Origin of the sequence: Kitasatospora sp. NPDC058032, assembly GCF_042885845.1 — a bacterium.
Lineage (GTDB): Bacteria > Actinomycetota > Actinomycetes > Streptomycetales > Streptomycetaceae > Kitasatospora.
Window position 1 is genome coordinate 1 of record NZ_JBHVRK010000022.1, and the last position, 19,299, is coordinate 19,299.

At 73.4% G+C, this 19,299-nt stretch carries 19 protein-coding genes; 11 read left to right on the top strand and 8 right to left on the bottom strand.

What is annotated here, in order from left to right:
* Positions 1–482 precede the first annotated feature (482 nt).
* Complete coding sequence (locus tag ACFVUH_RS28600) at positions 483–1,247, bottom strand: hypothetical protein (RefSeq protein ID WP_387916170.1); 765 nt, start codon at positions 1,245–1,247, stop codon at positions 483–485.
* Between the two features lie 256 nt (positions 1,248–1,503).
* Here ACFVUH_RS28600 and ACFVUH_RS28605 point away from each other — a divergent pair, with 256 nt between their 5' ends.
* Positions 1,504–2,532, top strand: coding sequence for a hypothetical protein (locus ACFVUH_RS28605; RefSeq protein ID WP_355370672.1), 1,029 nt, complete (start codon positions 1,504–1,506; stop codon positions 2,530–2,532).
* Between the two features lie 30 nt (positions 2,533–2,562).
* On the opposite strand, the gene ACFVUH_RS28610 is transcribed toward ACFVUH_RS28605, so the two are convergent.
* Together ACFVUH_RS28610 and ACFVUH_RS28615 are read right to left on the bottom strand one after the other, a co-directional pair.
* Positions 2,563–3,153 (bottom strand): isochorismatase family protein, encoded by a 591-nt coding sequence (locus ACFVUH_RS28610; RefSeq protein WP_355370669.1) that lies wholly within the window; start codon positions 3,151–3,153, stop codon positions 2,563–2,565.
* A 233-nt stretch (positions 3,154–3,386) separates the two neighbouring features.
* The gene (locus ACFVUH_RS28615; protein WP_355370667.1) at positions 3,387–4,703 is read right to left on the bottom strand and encodes a nicotinate phosphoribosyltransferase; all 1,317 of its coding nucleotides are present in this window, start codon (positions 4,701–4,703) and stop codon (positions 3,387–3,389) included.
* Between the two features lie 200 nt (positions 4,704–4,903).
* Between ACFVUH_RS28615 and clpS the strand changes: the two genes are divergently transcribed.
* The 9 genes from clpS (at position 4,904) to ACFVUH_RS28660 (ending at position 11,041) form a co-directional block, all read left to right on the top strand.
* Positions 4,904–5,197: an ATP-dependent Clp protease adapter ClpS gene (clpS, locus tag ACFVUH_RS28620; protein WP_030308112.1), complete on the top strand. Its 294-nt coding sequence runs from the start codon at positions 4,904–4,906 to the stop codon at positions 5,195–5,197.
* Between the two features lie 88 nt (positions 5,198–5,285).
* Entirely contained in the window at positions 5,286–5,864 is a 579-nt protein-coding gene (locus ACFVUH_RS28625; protein ID WP_387916171.1) for a DUF2017 domain-containing protein, read from the top strand.
* Positions 5,865–6,095: 231 nt separating this feature from the next.
* Positions 6,096–7,553, top strand: a complete 1,458-nt coding sequence (locus ACFVUH_RS28630) for an amino acid permease (protein WP_387916173.1) — start codon at positions 6,096–6,098, stop codon at positions 7,551–7,553.
* A gap of 54 nt (positions 7,554–7,607) precedes the next feature.
* On the top strand, positions 7,608–8,039 hold the full coding sequence (locus tag ACFVUH_RS28635) for a M67 family metallopeptidase (protein ID WP_355370660.1): 432 nt from the start codon (positions 7,608–7,610) through the stop codon (positions 8,037–8,039).
* Between the two features lie 151 nt (positions 8,040–8,190).
* Positions 8,191–8,310: a putative leader peptide gene (locus ACFVUH_RS28640; protein ID WP_310593142.1), complete on the top strand. Its 120-nt coding sequence runs from the start codon at positions 8,191–8,193 to the stop codon at positions 8,308–8,310.
* A 103-nt stretch (positions 8,311–8,413) separates the two neighbouring features.
* The gene (locus tag ACFVUH_RS28645) at positions 8,414–8,692 is read left to right on the top strand and encodes a MoaD/ThiS family protein (protein ID WP_355370657.1); all 279 of its coding nucleotides are present in this window, start codon (positions 8,414–8,416) and stop codon (positions 8,690–8,692) included.
* Between the two features lie 85 nt (positions 8,693–8,777).
* Positions 8,778–9,746 carry a cysteine synthase gene (locus tag ACFVUH_RS28650; RefSeq protein ID WP_355370654.1) on the top strand — a complete coding sequence of 323 codons (969 nt, stop codon included), beginning with the start codon at positions 8,778–8,780 and terminating at the stop codon, positions 9,744–9,746.
* A 158-nt stretch (positions 9,747–9,904) separates the two neighbouring features.
* Entirely contained in the window at positions 9,905–10,096 is a 192-nt protein-coding gene (locus ACFVUH_RS28655; RefSeq protein WP_355370652.1) for a MerR family transcriptional regulator, read from the top strand.
* Between the two features lie 198 nt (positions 10,097–10,294).
* Positions 10,295–11,041: an MBL fold metallo-hydrolase gene (locus ACFVUH_RS28660; RefSeq protein WP_355370649.1), complete on the top strand. Its 747-nt coding sequence runs from the start codon at positions 10,295–10,297 to the stop codon at positions 11,039–11,041.
* A gap of 43 nt (positions 11,042–11,084) precedes the next feature.
* Here ACFVUH_RS28660 and ACFVUH_RS28665 read toward each other — a convergent pair whose 3' ends face one another.
* Positions 11,085–12,002, bottom strand: a complete 918-nt coding sequence (locus ACFVUH_RS28665; RefSeq protein WP_387916175.1) for a branched-chain amino acid transaminase — start codon at positions 12,000–12,002, stop codon at positions 11,085–11,087.
* A 142-nt stretch (positions 12,003–12,144) separates the two neighbouring features.
* Between ACFVUH_RS28665 and ACFVUH_RS28670 the strand changes: the two genes are divergently transcribed.
* Positions 12,145–13,149 (top strand): LuxR C-terminal-related transcriptional regulator, encoded by a 1,005-nt coding sequence (locus ACFVUH_RS28670; RefSeq protein ID WP_387916177.1) that lies wholly within the window; start codon positions 12,145–12,147, stop codon positions 13,147–13,149.
* Positions 13,150–13,168: 19 nt separating this feature from the next.
* Here ACFVUH_RS28670 and ACFVUH_RS28675 read toward each other — a convergent pair whose 3' ends face one another.
* The 4 genes from ACFVUH_RS28675 to ACFVUH_RS28690 all read right to left on the bottom strand — a co-directional run bounded on the left by ACFVUH_RS28675 (position 13,169) and on the right by ACFVUH_RS28690 (position 18,980).
* Entirely contained in the window at positions 13,169–14,458 is a 1,290-nt protein-coding gene (locus ACFVUH_RS28675; protein WP_387916179.1) for an NtaA/DmoA family FMN-dependent monooxygenase, read from the bottom strand.
* On the bottom strand, positions 14,455–15,510 hold the full coding sequence (locus tag ACFVUH_RS28680) for an LLM class flavin-dependent oxidoreductase (protein WP_387916180.1): 1,056 nt from the start codon (positions 15,508–15,510) through the stop codon (positions 14,455–14,457). The genes ACFVUH_RS28675 and ACFVUH_RS28680 overlap by 4 nt, the downstream gene beginning before the upstream one ends.
* A 495-nt stretch (positions 15,511–16,005) precedes the next feature.
* On the bottom strand, positions 16,006–17,283 hold the full coding sequence (locus ACFVUH_RS28685; RefSeq protein ID WP_355370635.1) for a PTS transporter subunit EIIC: 1,278 nt from the start codon (positions 17,281–17,283) through the stop codon (positions 16,006–16,008).
* Between the two features lie 407 nt (positions 17,284–17,690).
* Positions 17,691–18,980, bottom strand: a complete 1,290-nt coding sequence (locus ACFVUH_RS28690; RefSeq protein ID WP_387916269.1) for a PTS transporter subunit EIIC — start codon at positions 18,978–18,980, stop codon at positions 17,691–17,693.
* Positions 18,981–19,299 lie beyond the last annotated feature (319 nt).

Consider the following 19,299-nt stretch of genomic DNA (forward strand, 5'->3'; position numbering starts at 1 on the left):
ATAGCTGAGGTACCGCGGCCGGTGCAGCTCGCAGAACGCCGCGAACTCCAGCGGTACGGCGGGTTCGCCGGGCCCCTGGGGCGGCTCGGCGGTGCGGCGGTGGCGGACGGGCGGGGAGTGGTGCGCAGTGGTGTCAGAGGCGTGGGTGCGGAGCGTCGTGGCCGGTCAGCGGGGTGGAGCGGCCGGTGGCGGCGGCCGGTCGGTGCGACATCGCAGAGGGTGTGATGTGCCACCGTAGGCGGTCCGGGGGCTCTCGTCCACGTCTGCGGCGCGAAGCCGCACCCGCACCACCGGGCGCACCACCGTTCACGCGCCGGCCGGGTCGTGTCGGACCGCTCCGGGCTGCGGCGATGCCGCGCACGGGCCTGGCCCCGGTGGCCCCGGGCGGGGGCGGGGTGATGGGCCGGCCCCGTCGCACGCATCCCGCGTGCCCGGCCCTTCGACGGTGGATCGCCGTGTACGAGTTAGAAGTTGACGAACGGTCAGGTGTTGCTGCGGCGGCCCTCGGCCGAGCCGACGCGGTCGTCCGGTGCGGCGCCCCGGGCGAGCTGGGCGGGGAACGCCTCGACCGCCCGGCGGCGGGCGAGCCGCGCGGCCGCCGCAGCCGCGGCCCCTGCGGTCCCGGCCGCTTCCGTGGCGGCGGTCAGTCGCTCCCGCTCCCGCTCGTGCTCCCGGCCCCGGGCGTCCGCGGCCCCGTGCTCCGCGGTCGCGTGCTCCACGTCCGCGCGTCCGGCGTCCGGCCGGACCTGCTGGGTCTGCTCGATCTCGTGGGTCTGCTGGGCCTGTTGGGCCTCCTGTTCCTCGTGGGCCGCGTCGTGCGCCACCTCGTCGACGGCTTCCTGGGCGGCTTCGTGGACGGCCTCGCGCGCGGTCTTGGCGGCGGCCCGCGGCCGGGCGGCTCCGGCGCCCCGCCGGGCCCGCCCGTCGGCGGTGCGCGCCGCGTGTTCCTCGGCCGCCTGTCTAGCCGCCAGGTAGGCCTGGACGGCTGCCATCCCGTAGACGGGCTGGATCAGTTGGTGGCCCTTGAAGAAGGGGCGGGCGGGGGCGAATCCGGCGGCGACCACGAGGTCGCGGATCTCCGCTATCTCCGCTTCGCTGCGCGCGGTGAAGCGGACCTCCCAACCCTTCTTGTAGGTATGGCCCTGTGCGCCGCTGCGGCGGGCCGGGTCCGGCCGGCGGACGTATCCGGGCAGGCGTCCGAGCCGGAGCTGGGCCGCGCGGAGGCCGGCGGTCTCGTCACGTGACATGTACTAAGGGTAGGCAATCCGGCGGGCTGGAGTGACGCCCGGAGGTGACTTCGCCGTATGTGCTTGATCACGCAGGGTCAGACGGCCTGGTGGCTGATCGATGATGATCGAGTATGACAACCAGATGATCACCCATTCCTCCGAATGGGTGAGGGTATGAGGACTTTAGTGCAGCCTGATCCCGGTTTCGCGACGGTTGAGTAACAGTGCGTCAGGCGGCCGGAACTCGCTCCCTGGCGTTGGGGATGGTGTCGGCATGAACTACCGGATTCCCATGCCGCCGCCGTCCCTGGAGGAACTGGCGCGCCGTCAGCAGAACGTCCTCACCGCCGGCCAGCTGCGCGCCCGGGGTGTGCCGGCCCGGATCATCAGCGAGCACTGCCGCCGCGGCGGCCCCTGGCGGCGGCTGCTGCCCCGGGTCTACCTGCTGCAGTCCGGTGACCCCTCGCCGGAGCAGCGGATGTGGGCGGCGCTGCTGTACGCGGCGCAGAACGGCCGGGAGGAGGGGCGCCGCGAGGGGGCGGCGATCACCGGCGCCGCCGCGCTCGCGCTGTACGGTTTCGCCGCCGTGCCCCGGCTGCCCGCCCTCACCGGGGTGGACGTGCTGGTGCCCCGCCAGCGGCGGCTGAAGGACGCCGGTGAGGTGCGGATCCGGCGCACCGGGCGGGAGTTGGTGGCGCGCTCGGTGCACGGGCTGGCCTGCGCCCCGGTGGCCAGGGCGGTCGCCGACGCGCTGGGCGAGTGGATGTCCGGCGAGCGGGCCGGCGGGGGAGCGGGCCGGCCGGTGCCGGTCCGGGAGGTGCTCCACGAGGCCGTGCGCCGGCCCGAGCTGCGCTGTCCGGTGCACGAGCTGGCCGCCGAGCTGGCCGAGTGCGGGCTGGTCGCCGACCCCCTGGTGCGGGCGGTGCTGGACGGTCTGCTGGCCGCCGAGCGGGACCGGGTGCTGGTGCTCGTCGGCGAGCTGGCCGACGAGTGGCTGCTGCCCGCCCCGCTGACCGGCCCGGAGCTGCGGATGCGCGGCGGCACGTACGTCGCCGTCCCGGACCTCTACTGGCCGGAGGCGGGCGTCGCGGTCGAGGTCGATTCGGAGGCGCGCTGCCTCGGCGAGGCCGAGGCGGCCTGGGTGCGCGGCGGCCGGCACCGGATGGAGTACCTGGGGGTGCGGGTGGTGTACGTCTGCGCCGCGCGGCTGGCCGACGATCCGGGCGCGGTCGGCGCCGAGCTGCGCGAGGCGTTCCGGCAGGGCGGCACCGACGTGGTGGAGCTGACGGTCACCGAGCACTGACCGCCCGGCCGGCCGCCGCCGGAGCGGGGCTCAGCCCCCGACGACCGGCGCGCCGACCAGCTCCACCCCGGCCGCCCGCAGCTCGTCCAGCGCGGCGGCGGTGGTGGGCGCGGCCACCCCGGCGGTCAGGTCGAGCAGCACCCGGGTGGTGAACCCGGCCCGCACCGCGTCCAGCGCGGTGGCCCGGACGCAGTGGTCGGTGGCCAGGCCGACCACGTCCACCTCGGTGACCTGCCGCTCGCGCAGCCACTCGGCCGGCCCGCGGCTGTTCTCGTCCACGCCCTCGAAGCCGCTGTACGCCGCCGCGTAGGCGCCCTTGTCGAAGACCGCCTCGATCGCGCCGGAGGTGACGGACGGGGCGAAGTTGGGGTGGAAGCCGACCCCCTCGGTGCCCGCCACGCAGTGCGCCGGCCAGCTGTGCACGTAGTCGGGGTCGTCGGAGAAGTGGTCGCCCGGGTCGATGTGGTTGTCGCGGGTGGCGAGGATGTGCCGGTAGCCGGGCGAGGACTCGGCGATGAGGTCGGTGATCGCGGCGGCCACCTCGGCCCCGCCGGCGACGGCCAGGCTGCCGCCCTCGCAGAAGTCGTTCTGCACGTCGACGACGATCAGTGCCCGGTGCATGGCTGGCATTCCTCGGTCTGGTGGGGTCCTGCGGAGGACTGGTGGCGGGGACGTGAGGGGGCCTCACGGTCCGTACGGGGGAACTCTACGTTCGACTGTAGGCAGTGGCATCCGGGGGCGGAAGGCCCGGGCCCGGTCCGGACCTTCCGCCGTCCACGGAGCGTCCACGAAGCGTCCCCGGGCCGCCGGCCGGAGCCCCCCGGGCCGCCCGGCAGCCGCCCGCGGGCCGGGCGTCACACGTGCAGTTCGGTCGCCAGCACGGGGTCGCCCTTGGAGAGCTGGGTGGCCGACAGCGGCAGGGCCGCCCGGGCCCGGACGTGCCGCTCGCGCGCGGCCTCCAGCGTCTCCCGGCCGACCACCTCGCCGGCCTTGATCAGCGGCACCTGCACCAGGTGCGGCGCCAGGGCGTCCGGGACGGGGCCGGTGCCGACCACCTCGGCCTCCGCGATGCCGTCCGCGTCCGGCCGCCGGGCCGCCCACTTGCGCCCGCCGATGCTGGTCTTGCCGCCGGCCGCGCGCTTGGCGACCGGGACCAGGGGGCCGTCCGGCCCGGCGGCGCGGGCGACCAGCTTGTAGACCATCGCGCAGGTCGGCTGCCCGCTGCCGGTGACCAGGCTGGTGCCCACGCCGTAGCCGTCCACCGGGGCGGCGGCCAGCGCGGCGATCGCGTACTCGTCGAGGTCGGAGGTGACGATGATCCGGGTGCCGGTGGCGCCGAGCTCGTCGAGCTGGCGGCGGACCCGGTGGGCGAGCAGCGTGAGGTCGCCGGAGTCGATCCGGACGGCGCCCAGCTCGGGGCCGGCCACCTCGACGGCGGTGTGCACGGCCTCGCGCAGGTCGAAGGTGTCGACCAGCAGGGTGGTGCCCCGGCCCATCGAGTCGATCTGCGCCCGGAAGGCGTCCCGCTCGCTGTCGTGGACGAGGGTGAAGGCGTGCGCGGCGGTCCCGGTGGTCGGGATGCCGTAGGTGAAGCCGGCCTCCAGGTCGGAGGTGGCGGCGAAGCCGGCCACGTACGCGGCGCGGGCGGCGGCGACGGCGGCCCGCTCGTGCGCGCGCCGGGCGCCCATCTCGATCACCGGGCGCCCGCCGGCCGCGGACGTCATCCGGGAGGCCGCGGCGGCGATCGCCGAGTCGTAGTTGAGGATCGAGAGGATCACCGTCTCCAGGATCACCGCCTCGGCGAAGCTGCCCTCGACGGTCAGCAGCGGCGAGCCGGGGAAGTAGACCTCGCCCTCGGGGTAGCCGTGGATGTCGCCGGTGAACCGGTAGTCGGCGAGGAAGCGCAGGGTGTCCTCGTCGACCACCCGCTGGGCGGCGAGCCAGTCCAGCTGGGCGGAGGTGAAGCGGAAGTTCTCCACCGCGTCCAGGACCCGGCCGGTGCCGGCCAGCACGCCGTAGCGCCGGCCGGCGGGCAGTCGGCGGGTGAACACCTCGAAGACGGAGCGGCGGTGCGCGGCCCCGCTGCGCAGGGCGGCCTGCAGCATGGTGAGCTCGTAGCGATCGGTGAGCAGCGCGGTCGAGCCGGCCGCGGGCACGGGAGTGGCGTCCATGCGGATGATGCTACTACCCCTTAGCGTCAATGTGACGATTTCTCGGCGCGGAGATCCTTCCAGCGCGTCGCGCCCCCGGGGGCGGAATCGCCCGTCGGTCCCCCGGATGGCAGCATGGGGCAGGAGGGGCACGTGGAAGCCACGTGACGGCCGGGTGGGAGCCACCCGGGAACCGAACTGAGCGGCAGGAGGATCCGGCGGTGAGTGTCGCGCCCGTGGAGATCGAGCGCCCGGAGGTCGAGGGCGTACCGGTGACGGAGCCGGACACCCCGTGGGTCACCATCGTCCACAACGATCCGGTCAACCTGATGAGTTACGTCCAGTACGTCTTCCAGGCCTACTTCGGCTATCCGAAGGACAAGGCCCGGAAGCTGATGATGGAGGTGCACACCAAGGGCCGGGCGGTGGTCTCCAGCGGCTCGCGCGAGGAGATGGAGCGCGACGTGCAGGCGATGCACGGCTACGGCCTCTGGGCGACCCTGCAGCACGACTGACCGCACGACCCGACTGCACGACCGGCCGTACCGGCGGCCGTGCGGCCGCGGACCACTGGAACCGACGAGGACGGGCTGACCGATACCGATGGCTGGGTTGTTCGAGAGTGCCGGCGCCGGGGGCGCGGTGCTCGCGCTGGACGAGCTGGAGGCCTCCATCCTGCGCTCGCTGGAAGTGCAGATGCTGGAGCTGATCGGCCCCGGACCGGGCGGCGACGGGGACGGCGACCCGCTGGCGGCGCTGTTCGCCGAGGGGCCGACCGAGGCGCCCGACGATCCGGCGCTGGCCCGGCTCTTCCCGGACGCCTACGGGGATCCGGGCGGGCCGGCCGACCCGCGGTCCGCCGAGGCCTCCGGGGAGTTCCGCCGCTACACCGAGCTGGACCTGCGGGCCCGCAAGCGGGACGACGCGCTGCACGTCGTCCGGGCGCTGGACGGCCTGGGCGGCGAGGGCGGCCTGGTCAGCCTGGATGCCCCGGCGTGCCTGCGCTGGCTGGGCGCGCTCAACGACCTGCGGCTGGCCCTGGGCGTGCGGCTGGAGGTCACCGAGGACGACGAGCAGGGCCTGTACGACCTGCCGGACGCCGACGACCGCAAGCCGCTGGTGATGGCCTACCTGTGGCTCGGCGCCCTGCAGGAGTCGCTGCTGGAGGCGGTCGCCGACTGACGCCCCGGAGGTGCCCCCGGGGGGCGCGTCCCACCCGTTCGGCCGGGCCCCGGCCACTCGTCCGCATGCTGGACGGGCGGCCGGGGCTTTTCCGTCCAAAACGGGCGAAAACCTATCGAGTCATGCTCAAATATCGCTCAGATGGACACCGGTATCCGGATCGTGCGTGGTACGACTGCTGCCCCACTCCCGCGAGTGCCACCCGCGACATCCCATCCAGGACGGTGCAGCATGGCCGAACAGCTCTACGACGAGGTCGTCGACGCCCGACCGGACGAAGAGGGCTACCACCGGGGTCTGGGCAGCCGCCAGATCCAGATGATCGCGATCGGCGGCGCCATCGGCACCGGCCTGTTCCTCGGCGCGGGCACCGCGATCTCGAAGTCCGGCCCCAGCCTGATCCTGTCCTACGCGGTCGCCGGCGTGGTGATCTTCGCGATCATGCGGGCGCTCGGCGAACTGCTCACCTACCGCCCGGTGGCCGGCAGCTTCGCCGAGTACGCGCGGGAGTTCCTCGGCCCCTTCGCCGGCTACGTGACGGGCTGGACGTACTGGCTCTTCTGGGTTGTCACGGGCATGGCGGAAACCACCGCCGCGGCCGTCTACGTGAAGTTCTGGGCCCCCGGGATCCCGCAGTGGCTCTGCGCGCTCTGCTTCCTGGTGCTGCTCTACGGGGCCAACCTGATCTCGGTGAAGATCTTCGGCGAGATCGAGTTCTGGTTCTCCATGGTCAAGGTCACCGCGATCATCGGCATGATCCTGATCGGCATCGGGGTGCTCACCCTCGGGTTCAGCGACGCCGGCGACACCGCGTCGATCACCCACCTCTGGCAGGACGGCGGCTTCTTCCCCAAGGGCGTCGGCGCCACCGTGATGACCCTGCAGATCGTCATGTTCGCCTACCTGGGCGTCGAACTCGTCGGCGTCACCGCGGGGGAGAGCGAGAACCCGAAGAAGACCCTGCCGCGGGCCATCAACACCCTGCCCTGGCGGATCGCGCTGTTCTACATCGGCGCCCTGGTCGTCATCCTGTCGCTGGTGCCGTGGACCGAGTTCCAGCCCGGCGTCAGCCCGTTCGTCGCCACCTTCAGCAAGATCGGCATCCCCGCCGCGGCCGGCATCATCAACTTCGTGGTGCTCACCGCCGCGCTCTCCTCCTGCAACTCCGGCATGTACTCCACCGGCCGGATGCTGCGCGACCTCGCCCTGCGCGGCCAGGCCCCCGGGCGGCTCACCCGGCTCAACGGCCACCGCAGCCCGGCCGCCGCGATCACCGCCTCCGCGCTGCTGATGGGCCTCGGCGTGGTGCTCAACTACCTCGTCCCGGCCAAGGCGTTCGAGTACATCACCTCGGTCGCCACCGTCTGCGGCCTGTGGACCTGGGCGATGATCCTGATCTGCCAGATCCGCTACCGCCGGGCCTGGAAGGGCGGCCACCTGCCGCCGCCCTCCTTCAAGGCCCCCGGCGGCGCCTGGAGCAGCTGGGCCGCGCTCGCCTTCCTGGTCATGGTGGTCGTGCTGATCGCCCTGGACGAGTCCAACCGGATCTCGCTGTACGTCTTCCCGGTCTGGGCCGTGCTGCTGGTCGCCGGCTACCGGGGGCTGCGGCGCCGCACTCCCACCGCGGTGCACGCGGTCGCCCACGACCACCTGCACGTGCCGGGCGACGGTGGCACCGGGGCCCGCTGACCGAGCCTCGGACGCCCCGGCGGTCCACCGCCGGGGCGTGGCTATCCTGGCGCCATGCTGACCATCACCCGAGAACTGCGCGACGCGATCGTCGCCCACGCCCGCGCCGACCATCCGGACGAGGCCTGCGGCGTGGTCGCCGGGCCGGAAGGCAGCGGCCGCCCCGAGCGGTTCATCCCGATGCTCAACGCCGCCCGCTCGCCCACCTTCTACGAGTTCGACTCGGGCGATCTGCTCAAGCTCTACCGCGAGATGGACGACCGGGACGAGGAACCGGTGATCGTCTACCACTCGCACACCGCCACCGAGGCCTACCCCTCCCGCACCGACGTGAGCTACGCCTCCGAGCCGAACGCCCACTACGTCCTGGTCTCGACCGCCGAGGGAAACGGTGCCGGGGACCCGTACCAGTTCCGCTCGTTCCGCATCGTGGACGGCGTGATCACGGAGGAAGACGTCCAGGTCGTCGAGGCCTATCCGGCCTGACCCGCACCCACCTGGGCGAGGCCCGCCGACCGCCCGCGAGCGGTCGGCGGGCCGTTGCCGTTTTCGGGCCCGTCCCGACATGAGGGACGAACTCATCCGCATCCCGAGACGGGCATGGAGGAGCGGGCCCGGGAATCTATACGATGAGCCCATGCGTTCCGTCGATGTGAGCACTCAGGCCCCGGGCACCCGCCTCGTGGCGCGCCTGCACATCGACCTGTGCCGGCACGCCGGCGCGATCTGTCCCGGTACGCCGGCGCGCTCGCGCTGAGCCGCCCGTCCGGCCCGCCCGTGGAGACCACCGCCCCGGGCCGCAACGCCCTGCCGCGCCCGCTGCGGCCCACCCACCTCACGACTCGCACAGGAGCGCACCCATGGCCATCGAGGTCCGCATCCCGACCATCCTCCGCACCTACACCGACGGCGCCAAGGCCGTCGAGGGCACCGGCAGCAACCTCGGGGAACTCTTCACCGACCTCGACGCCCGCCACCCGGGCATCGCCGCCCGCCTGCTGGACGGCGGCGAGCTGCGCCGCTTCGTCAACGTCTACCTGAACGACGAGGACGTCCGCTTCCTGGAGGGCATCTCCACCGCCGTCGCCGACGGCGACAGCGTCACCATCCTGCCCGCCGTGGCCGGCGGCGCCCGCTGACCGCCCGCCCGCCCCGTCCCGCGCACCGCCCGGGACGGGGCGGGCCGTCCGTACCGAACCCCACCGCCGCCCGCCGGAGGACCCCTTGCGTTACGACAGCCCGCTCGAAGCCGTCGGCAACACCCCGCTGGTCCGCCTGCCCCGGCTGTCCGCCGCGGTGCCCGGCAACAGCGAGGGCCTGGTCACCCTCTGGGCCAAGCTGGAGGACCGCAACCCCACCGGCTCCATCAAGGACCGCCCGGCGCTGCACATGATCGAGCGCGCCGAGGCCGACGGCCGGCTCACCCCCGGCTGCACCATCCTCGAACCCACCAGCGGCAACACCGGCATCTCGCTGGCCATGGCGGCCAAGCTCAAGGGCTACCGGATGGTCTGCGTGATGCCCGAGAACACCAGCGAGGAGCGGCGCGAACTGCTGCGCATGTGGGGCGCCGAGATCATCTCCTCGCCCGCCGCCGGCGGCTCCAACACCGCCGTGCGGATCGCCAAGGAGATCGCCGCCGAGCACCCCGACTGGGTCATGCTCTACCAGTACGGCAACCCCGACAACGCCGGCGCCCACTACACCGGCACCGGCCCCGAGATCCTCGCCGACCTGCCCACCGTCACCCACTTCGTGGCCGGCCTGGGCACCACCGGCACCCTCATGGGCGTCGGCCGCTACCTGCGCGAGAAGGTGCCCGGGGTGCGGATCGTCGCCGCCGAGCCGCGCTACGACGACCTCGTCTACGGCCTGCGCAACCTCGACGAGGGCTTCGTCCCCGAGCTGTACGACGCCGAGGTGCTCACCACCCGCTTCTCGGTCGGCTCCGCCGACGCCGTCCGGCGCACCCGCGAACTCCTCCAGCAGGAGGGCATCTTCGCCGGCGTCTCCACCGGCGCGATCCTGCACGCGGCGATCGGGGTGGGCCGCAAGGCCGCCCAGGCCGGCGAGCGCGCCGACATCGTCTTCGTGGTCGCCGACGGTGGCTGGAAGTACCTGTCCACCGGCATCTACACCGCCGAGTCCACCGAGGCCGCCGTCGAGGCGCTGCAGGGCCAGCTCTGGGCCTGACCGGTCCGCGGCCCCGGCCGCGACCACCGGGGTTTTGTCCGCGTCCTGCTTCCGGTTCGTCACGGTTCGACCACGGTCCCCGCTCCGGGGCCCGGGTCGGCCCGGCGCCCGGAAAGGCTGTTCACGAACGTCCCCCCACGCACCAGCGGAGGTGACCCGTGAGCCGCAGCACCGACCTGTGGTCGTACACCGAGATCGCCCGCCACATCAACGTCCAGCCCGAGACCGTGCGCACCTACCGGCGGCACGGCCTGCTGCCCGAACCGGACCTGGTCGACGCCGGCGGGCACCCCCGGTGGTACCCCGACACCATCCGCGGCTGGGCCCGCCGGCGCCCCGGCCACCGCTGACGCCCCACCGCGGCGCCCCCGCCCCCGGCTCCCCGGGCGTTCTGGTGATTCCAGCCACAGCACGGCACGGAGACGGGGGCAAAGTGCCGCTCCGCCCTTACTCTCGACAACACGCGCAGGGCAGCGCCTCCGGCCGGCATTCCCGGCCCGCTGTCATGACCAGCGGCAGCCAGGACGTGTCGGGGCGGAGGGGCTCGGATGAAACTGACCGTGGTGGGGTGCTCGGGGAGCTTCCCGTCCGCCGACTCGCCGTGCTCCAGCTACCTGGTGGAGGCCGACGGCTACCGCGTCGTGCTCGACCTCGGCAACGGGGCGCTCGGCGCCCTGCAGAAGTACGTCTCGATCTACGACGTCGACGCCGTGCTGCTCAGCCACCTGCACGCCGACCACTGCATCGACCTGTGCGCCTACTGGGTCGCCCGCAACTACCGGGCCGAGGGCTGTCCGGATCCGATGCCCGTCTACGGCCCGGCCGGCACCGCCGCCCGGATGGCCCGCGCCTACGACATGCCGGAGAACCCCGGGATGAAGGAGGTGTTCGAGTTCCGCACCCTCACCCCCGGCCGCTTCGACCTCGGCCCGTTCCGGATCGGCGTCGCCCAGGTCAACCACCCCGTCGACGCCTTCGCCTTCCGGCTCGAACACGCCGGCCGCAGCCTCGTCTACTCCGGCGACACCGGCGAGAGCCCCGAACTCGTCGAGCTCGCCCGGGACACCGACCTCTTCCTGTGCGAGGCCGCCTACCTCGACGGCCGCGACACCTACCGGGCCGTCCACCTCAACGGCCGCGAGGCCGGCGAGCACGCCACCGCGGCCGACGCCCGCCGACTCGTCCTCACCCACATCCCGCCGTGGACGGACGCCGAGCTGAACCGGCGGGACGCGGCGGCGGCCTTCCCCGGACCGGTGGACATCGCCCGGCCCGGCGCCGTCTACGAGCTCTGACCCACGCGACGCGCGGACGTCGGCCCACCTCGCGTACCTCGGCTCACCCCACGTACGTCAGCCAGTGCCGGTAGCGCCCGTCCGCGCCGGTCACCGCCGCCTCGTAGGCCGCCCGCAGCCGCGTGGTCAGCGCTCCCGGGACGGCCGGCAGCTCCCGGTCGTCCAGCGAACGCACCGCCACCACCCCGGCCGCCGTCCCGCACAGGAACACCTCGTCCGCCGCGTACAGGTCCGAACGCAGCAGCGGCTCCACCCGCACCGGCACGCCCAGGTCGCGGGCCAGCGTGAGCAGGGTGTCCCGGGTGATCCCCTCCAGCGCGCCCGCGCTGGTCGGCGGAGTGCGCAGCACCCCGTCGCGGACGGCGAACACGTTCTCGCCCGTGCACTCGCTCACCGCGCCGTCCGGGCCGAGCAGCAGCGCCTCGTCGTAACCCGCGTCGGTCGCCTCCCGGCGGGCCAGCACCGAGTTCAGGTAGGGGCCGGTCGCCTTCGCGGCGGGCGGCACCGCGTTCGGGTCGGTCCGCCGCCAGCTGCTCGTCTTCAGCCGGATCCCGCCCTCCGCGTCCGGGAGCTGGGAGTGCCACGGCCAGCTCGCGATCGCCGTGCTGGTCGGCGCGGACCGCATGTCCAGGCCCATCGTGCCGTAACCCAGGAAGGCGAAGTGCCGCAGGTAACAGGAGCGGTGGCCGTTGGCCCGGACCAGGGCGAGGGTGGCCCCGGCCAGGTCGTCCACGCCGTACGGCAGCTCCATCCGCAGCATGCGCGCGCTGCGCTCCAGCCGGCGCAGGTGCTCGGGCAGCCGGAACACCGCCGGGCCGTCCGCCGTGGCGAACGCCCGGGTGCCCTCCAGCACCCCGGTGCCGTAGTGCAGGCCGTGGGAGAGGACGTGCGTGGTCGCCGCGTGCCAGGGCACCAGCGCGCCGTCCAGCCAGATCGTCGAAGCCTCGGGAAGAGCGGTCATGGGCGCCATCCTGACCACCGGACCGCCGCCGGTCAGCGCCCGGAGCGCTGCCGGAACCGGCCATGACCGGGAGCGGAAGCAGCCCGTCTCGCAGGGTGGAAACCCCGGACGGACGGACGCGGGCCGTCACTAGGCTGCGCCGATGGAGAGCCCCGCCGACCGGGACGCCACCCGGCTCTACGCCCTGCTGCTCGCCGAACCCGGCCGTCCGCCCGCCGCGTTGCTCCCCGACTGGGACGAACGCCGGATCGCCGCCGCCACCGCCGAACTCCTCGCCCTCGGCCTGCTCCAGCCCGCCGCGGCCGGCCGCGCCCCCGACCGCGCCGGCGGCGAGGCCGCCGTGTCCGTGGACACCGCCGTCCGGCAGCTGCTGCTCGACGCCGACCGGCAGGTCGCCGAACTGGTCGGGGCCCTGCACCGGGCCCGCGACACGGTGGACCGGCTGCACACCGGCTACCTGCCCGTCCAGGAGCGGCACCGCGCCGGCACCGCGCTGGAAGTCGTCCGCGGCGCCGAGCGGATCGCCGCCCTGCTGGAGGACGCCGCCCGCGGCGCCCGCACCGAGGCGCTCTCGCTGCGCCCCGGCCAGGACCTCTCCGGCCCGGCGCTGGCGGGCAAGCTCGCCCGCGAACGCCTCGCCCTCGCGCACGGCGCCGCGCTGCGCACCATCCACCCGGTGGCCGCGCTGCGCCGTCCGGCGGTGCTCGGGCACGTCCGGGAGCTGACCGCCGCCGGGGCGCGGATCCGGGTGGCCCATTCGCTGCCGCTCTGGCTGATCGTGGTGGACGCCCGGCTGGCGATCCTGCCGGCCCCGGGAGCCGGCCCCGGCGGGGACGCCCCGGTCGCGGAGGAGGCCGTGGTGGTGCGTGAGCCGGCGCTGGTGGCGCTGGTCGCCGAGCTGTTCGAGTACTTCTGGTCGGCGGCCTGGGCGCCCGCCGAACTCCTGCCCGAGGGTGAGGTGATGACGGATCGTCAGATCGAGGTGCTGCGGCTGCTGGCGGCCGGGCGGACCGATGCGGCGATCGCCCGCAAGCTGGAGCTGTCGGAGCGGACGGTGCGCCGGCTGGTCGCCGAACTGACCGCCGGCCTGGGCGCGGAGAGCCGCTTCCAGGCCGGCGTGCACGCCGCCCGGCTGGGCCGGGTCTGACGGTTCCCGCCGGGCGGGGTCAGCGCCGTCCGGGGACCGGCAGGCCGAGGTGGTCGCGCAGCGTCGTGCCGGTGTACTCGGTGCGGAACACCCCGCGCTCCTGGAGCAGCGGCACCACCTTGTCGACGAAATCGTCCAGCCCGCCGGGGGTGAGGTGCGGGACGAGGATGAAGCCGTCCGCGGCGTCGCTCTGCACGTGCCGGTCGAGCTGGTCGGCGACGCTCCGCGGGGTGCCGATGAAGCTCTGCCGGCCGGTCACCTCGATCACCAGCTCACGGCTGCTGAGCTTCTTCTCGGCGGCCACCGCGCGCCACTTGGCGGCTGTCTCCAGGGGGTCGCCGAGCGAGGTGCGGCCCTGGACGAGATCGGAGCCCCGGACCGGGTCGCCGGCCGGGAGCGGGCCGTCCACGTCGTGGTCGGAGAGGTCGACGCCCCAGACCTGCTCCAGGTAGGCGATCGCGGTGGCCGGGCTCACCTGGGCGCGGCGGATGGCGGCGGCCCGTTCGACGGCCTCCTCCTCGGTGTCGCCCAGCACATAGGTGACCCCGGGCATGATCTTCAGCTCGTCCGGCTTGCGCCCGTACCCGGCGAGCCGCCGCTTGACGTCCGCGTGGAAGGCCTGGCCGGCGGCCAGGGTGGAGTGCCGGCTGAAGATCACGTCGGCGGTGGCGGCGGCGAACTCGCGGCCCTCGTCGGAGTCGCCGGCCTGGATCACCACGGGGTGGCCCTGCGGCGGCCGGGGCACCGAGAGAGTGCCCTCGACGTCGAACTGCGGTCCCTGGTGGCGGACCGTCCCCTCGCCCGCCGCGTCCCAGAACGCCCGGGCCAGCGCGACGGACTCGGCGGCCCGGGTGTAGCGGTCGGCGCGGTCGAGGTAGCCGCCGCGGCGGAAGTTCTCACCGGTGAAGGCGTCGGAGGAGGTGACCACGTTCCAGGCGGCGCGGCCACCGGACAGGTGGTCCAGGGAGGCGAACCGGCGGGCCAGCTCGTAGGGCTCGTTGAAGGTGGCGTTGACGGTGGCGGCCAGCCCGAGGTGGGTGGTGACGGCGGCGAGCGCGCCGAGCACGGTGATCGACTCGGGGCGGCCGACCACGTCCAGGTCGTGGATCCGGCCCTTGACCTCGCGCAGCCGCAGGCCCTCGGCGAGGAAGAAGAAGTCGAACCGGCCGCGTTCGGCGGTCGCGGCGAGGCGGCGGAAGGAGTCGAAGGCGATCTGGCTGCCGGAGGCCGGGTCGCTCCACACGGTGGTGTTGTTGACGCCGGGGAAGTGCGCGGCGAGGTGGATCTGCTTGAGCGGGCGGTCCGTCATCGGGTCACCTCGGCGGTCACGGGGGCTGCGGGGGAGGCGGGCGTGGGGATGGTCGCGGCGAGCGCGTAGCGGCTGGCGGGGCGGGCCAGGCCGAGGTGCTCGCGCAGGGTGCGGCCGGTGTAGCCGGCGCGGAACAGGCCGCGCTCGCGCAGCGCCGGTACGACGCGGTCGGCGATCGCGGCGAGGTCGCGGGCCGGGTCGGCGGGAACCAGGTGGAAGCCGTCGACCCCGCCGCCGCCCTCGGTGACCTCGGCGATCAGGGCGGCGGTCGCGGCGTCGTCGGGGAGCGCGGCCGGGATCCGGGCCAGGATCCGCAGCGCCTCGCCGCCGCGCAGCCGCAGTTCGGTGGCGGCGGTGAGCCGGGTGGCCCGGTCGGGGGCGTCCAGCAGGACGACGTCGGCGTAGCGGGCCGCGGTGGTGACCCGGGCACGGCCGCCGGGGCCGGCGTCCGGGGCGAGGTCGGCGGCGGTGACGGTGACCGCGACGACCGGGCGGCCCTGCGGCGGGCGGGGGGTGGTGGAGGGGCCGCGGACCGAGAAGTGCGGGCCCTCGAAGTCGATGTGGTGGAGCTTGGCGCGGTCGACGAACCGGCCGGTGGCGGTGTCGCGGATCTCGGCGTCGTCCTCCCAGCTGTCCCAGAGCCGGGTGACGACCTCGGCGGCGTCGGCGGCCTCGGCCCAGAGCTCGTCGGCCGGGGCGGTGCCCTTGCGGCCGAAGGCCCTGGCCTCGGCCTCGGTGTCGGAGACGCCGACCAGCCAGCCGGCCCGGCCCTCGCTGACCCAGTCCAGGGTGTTGACCGACAGGGAGGTGTGGAACGGCTCGGTGTGGGTGGTGGTGACGGTCGGGACCAGGCCGAGGCCCTGGGTGACCGGGGCGAGCCGGGCGAAGGTGGCGAGCGCGTCGAGCCGCCGCGGTTCGGGGGCGTAGGAGTCGTCGAGGGTGACGAAGTCGAGGGCGGCCCGTTCGGCGAGCCGGGCGAGGGCGGTGAAGTGCGCGGCGTCGACGTGGCCGGGGCTGTCGAGGGCGGCGGAAAGGTGCAGCTGGCGGGGCATGGGCGGCCTTGACTTTCCTGGGACGGAAGCGGGGCGTGCGGTGGTCGCGGAGCGGCCCGCGGTCCTGGGGACGCGGTCCCGGGGACGGGGCGGGCGGGTGTGCGCGGGCACGGGCCGGCCCGCCCGGGGCGCGGGCGGGCGCGGGTGACGGGGTGGTGCGCGGGCCGGGGCGCGGCGGGGACGTCAGCCGGGCGGCGGCGGGGGGAACGCTCGGGTCAGCCGCGACACGCCGCGGACCACACGCGACCGAAGTCGATGTGGCTGCGGGTCACCAGCAGACGGGGGGCGTTCACCGCTTCAGTTGACCAGCGGGTCCGCGGATCCGTCAACCACCGTCTCAGCGGGCGGCCGCCGCGGTGGACACCCGCTGAGACGGTCGCGGGCCCGCGGACCGCCTCGCCCGGGCACACGAACGGCCCCGCCCCGCCACCCGGGGAGCGGGTGGCGGGGCGGGGCCGTGAGCGGCGTGCGGGGTGGTGCGGGGTGGTGCGGGTGTCAGGCCTTGGTGACGTCCTCGATCTCGTCGTCGTCCTCGCGACCGGGGGTCTTGAGGTCGAACTTCACGATCGCGAAGCGGAACAGGAAGTAGTACAGCGCGGCGAACGCCAGGCCCAGCGGGATGATCATCCACGGGTCGGTGGCCTTGCTCCAGGCGAGCAGGTAGTCGATCAGGCCGCCGGAGAAGGTGAAGCCGTCGTGCACGCCGAGCGCCCAGGTCACGGCCATCGAGACGGCGGTGAGGAGGGCGTGGATCACGTACAGCAGCGGGGCGATGAAGACGAAGGAGAACTCGATCGGCTCGGTGACACCGGTCACGAAGGAGGTCAGCGCCAGCGACAGCATCATGCCGGTGACGGCCTTGCGGCGGTGCGGCTTGGCGGTGTGGGCGATGGCGAAGGCGGCGGCCGGCAGGGCGAACATCATGATCGGGAAGAAGCCCGACATGAACTGTCCGGCGGTCGGGTCACCGGCGAAGAAGCGGGTCAGGTCGCCGTGCACGACGGTGCCGTCGGCCTTGGTGAAGTCACCGGTCTGGAACCAGGCGTAGGAGTTCACGAACTGGTGCATGCCGACCGGCAGCAGGCCGCGGTTGACCAGGCCGAACGCACCGGCACCGAACGCGCCGGCCCCGATCAGGGTGTCGTTCAGGCTCTTGATCGCGTCACCGATGGGGCCCCAGGTCAGGGCGAACAGGACACCGACGGCGGTGCCGACGAAGGCCATGATGATCGGGACGAGGCGGCGGCCGTTGAAGAAGCCGAGCCAGTCGACCAGCTTGGTGCGGTGGTACTTCTGCCACAGCACGGCGCTGAGCAGGCCGATCACGATACCGCCGAGGACGCCGGGGTTCTGGTAGGTCGCGGGGACCCACTTGCCGTCGGCGATGTGGCCCTCGGTGATCGGGAACGCGGTCAGCACGTTCTTGTAGACCAGGAAGCCGACCAGCGCGGCGAGGGCGGTCGAGCCGTCGGCCTTCTTGGCGAAGCCGATGGCGATGCCGACCGCGAAGAGCAGCGGCAGGTTGTCGAAGACGCCGTTGCCCGCGGTGGCGAAGACCGCGGCCACCTTGTTCCAGCCGAGGCCGTCCTTGCCGAAGACGTCGTCCTGGCCCAGACGCATCAGCAGACCGGCGGCGGGGAGAACGGCGATGGGCAGCTGGAGGCTGCGGCCGATCTTCTGCAGACCCTGGAGCAGGTTCTGGCCGAACTTCTTGGTGGGGCTGGGTGTGGCCGGAGCCGTGGCGGGCGCCGGTGCCTGCGCAGACTGACTCATGGGGGTGGGTTCCTAACGGCAAGGGCGGGTCGGTCGGGAGAGGGTGCACAGGGGGCCGAACCGCGAACTGGTCTACACCACACGTGGTGTAGACCAGTTTTGTAGCACGGGTGGAGGAGGGGCGGAACCCTTGAAAGCGCCGCAGCTGAGAAGCGCTATGAAATCGAAACCTACTTGCGGATCAACGATCTTGATTACCCGCCGTGATTGGCATTTTGGCTATTTGCGCAACAAAAAGCCGGGGCGGCCGGATGCTCCACGGCAGGTCACCGGCTCGTCACCGACTGCCCGTCCGGGCCGGGCCGATGGGCGTTCGCACCGGGACCATCGGCCCGGCCCGGATATGGCGAAGGCCCCCGGACGGGCGGTCCGGGGGCCTTTTCGGATTCGACGCGGTGACGCTCGGTTTATGGCTTGGTCACGTCCTCGACCTCGCTCTCGTCCTCGCGCCCCGGGGTTTTCAGGTTGAATTTCACGATGATGAAGCGGAAGAGGGCGTAGTACACGGCGGCGAAGGCGAGGCCGATGGGAATGATCAGCCACGGCTTGGTGGCCAGGCCCCAGTTGATCACGTAGTCGATCAGGCCGGCCGAGAAGCTGAAGCCGTCGTGCACCCCCAGCCCCCAGGTGACGGCCATCGACGCGCCGGTCAGCAGCGCGTGCACGGCGTACAGCGCCGGGGCGATGTAGGCGAAGGAGTACTCGATCGGCTCGGTGACGCCGGTCACGAAGGAGGTCAGGCCGACCGAGAGCATCAGGCCGTAGATCTCCTTGCGCCGGTGCGGCTTCGCCGAGTGGGCGATCGCCAGCGCGGCGGCCGGCAGCGCGAACATCATGATCGGGAAGAAGCCCGACTGGAACTGCCCCGCGGTCGGGTCGCCCGCCAGGAAGCGCGGGATGTCGCCGTGCACGACCATGCCGTCGGGCTTGGTGTACTCGCCGAACTGGAACCAGACGAAGGTGTTCAGCAGCTGGTGCATGCCGATCAGCAGCAGCGCTCGGTTGGCCACGCCGAAGATGCCCGCACCGCCCGCGCCCAGGTCGGCCAGGGTCTGGCTGAACGAGTTCAGGCCGCGGCCGATCGGCGGCCACGCCCAGACCGCCACGACGGCCAGCAGCATGCCGACCAGCGCGGTGATCATCGGGACCAGCCGCCGGCCGTTGAAGAAGCCCAGCCAGTCCACCAGCTTGGTGCGGTGGAACCGCACCCAGAGCCAGGCCGTCATCAGGCCGAGCAGGATGCCGCCCAGCACGCCGGGGTTCTGGTACGTCGCCGCCGCCGCCTTCGCCGAGGTGTAGTCCACGCACTGGTCGCTCACCAGCACGGTCGGCGGCTTGCAGTGCTCCGGGAAGGCGTGCAGCACTCGGAAGTAGACGAGGAAGCCGACCACCGCGGCCAGCGCCGTCGAGCCGTCGGCCTTCTTCGCCATGCCGATCGCGACGCCGATGCAGAACAGGATCGGCAGGCCGAACGAGGAGTCCAGCAGTGCGCCGCCGGCCGCCGCGAACACCTTGGCCACGTTGTCCCAGCCCAGCCCGTCCTTGCCGAAGACGTCGGGCTGGCCGAGCCGGTTGAGGATGCCGGCGGCGGGGAGCACCGCCACCGGCAGCTGGAGCGAGCGGCCCATCTTCTGGAGGCCGCCGTAGAAGGTGTGCCACCACGTGGTCTGGGATGCCGTGGCGCCTGCCGAACTCATCATTCGCCCTCCGGGTGCGGTGGCCGGCCGATGGGCCCCGCCGGGGCCCCGGGGCGGGGCCGGGAACACCCGGGGCCCTTCCTGCGTTCGTCGGAGTACACATATATTGGTGTAGACCACTTTTGGGACGCAGGCCGCGCGCCGGGAGACGGCCCCACTGCTCGTCATCCTCGGACGCCGGTCCGGGGGATGCGCGCCGAAATGGGCCAAAAGTGGACTAACGTGGCATATCGGTTCGGCTCGGGTCATGCTGGTCGCGCTGCTCCGGCAGCACGCCACGGCACGACCGACCACTGACCCCGCGTCACCGCGACCGAGG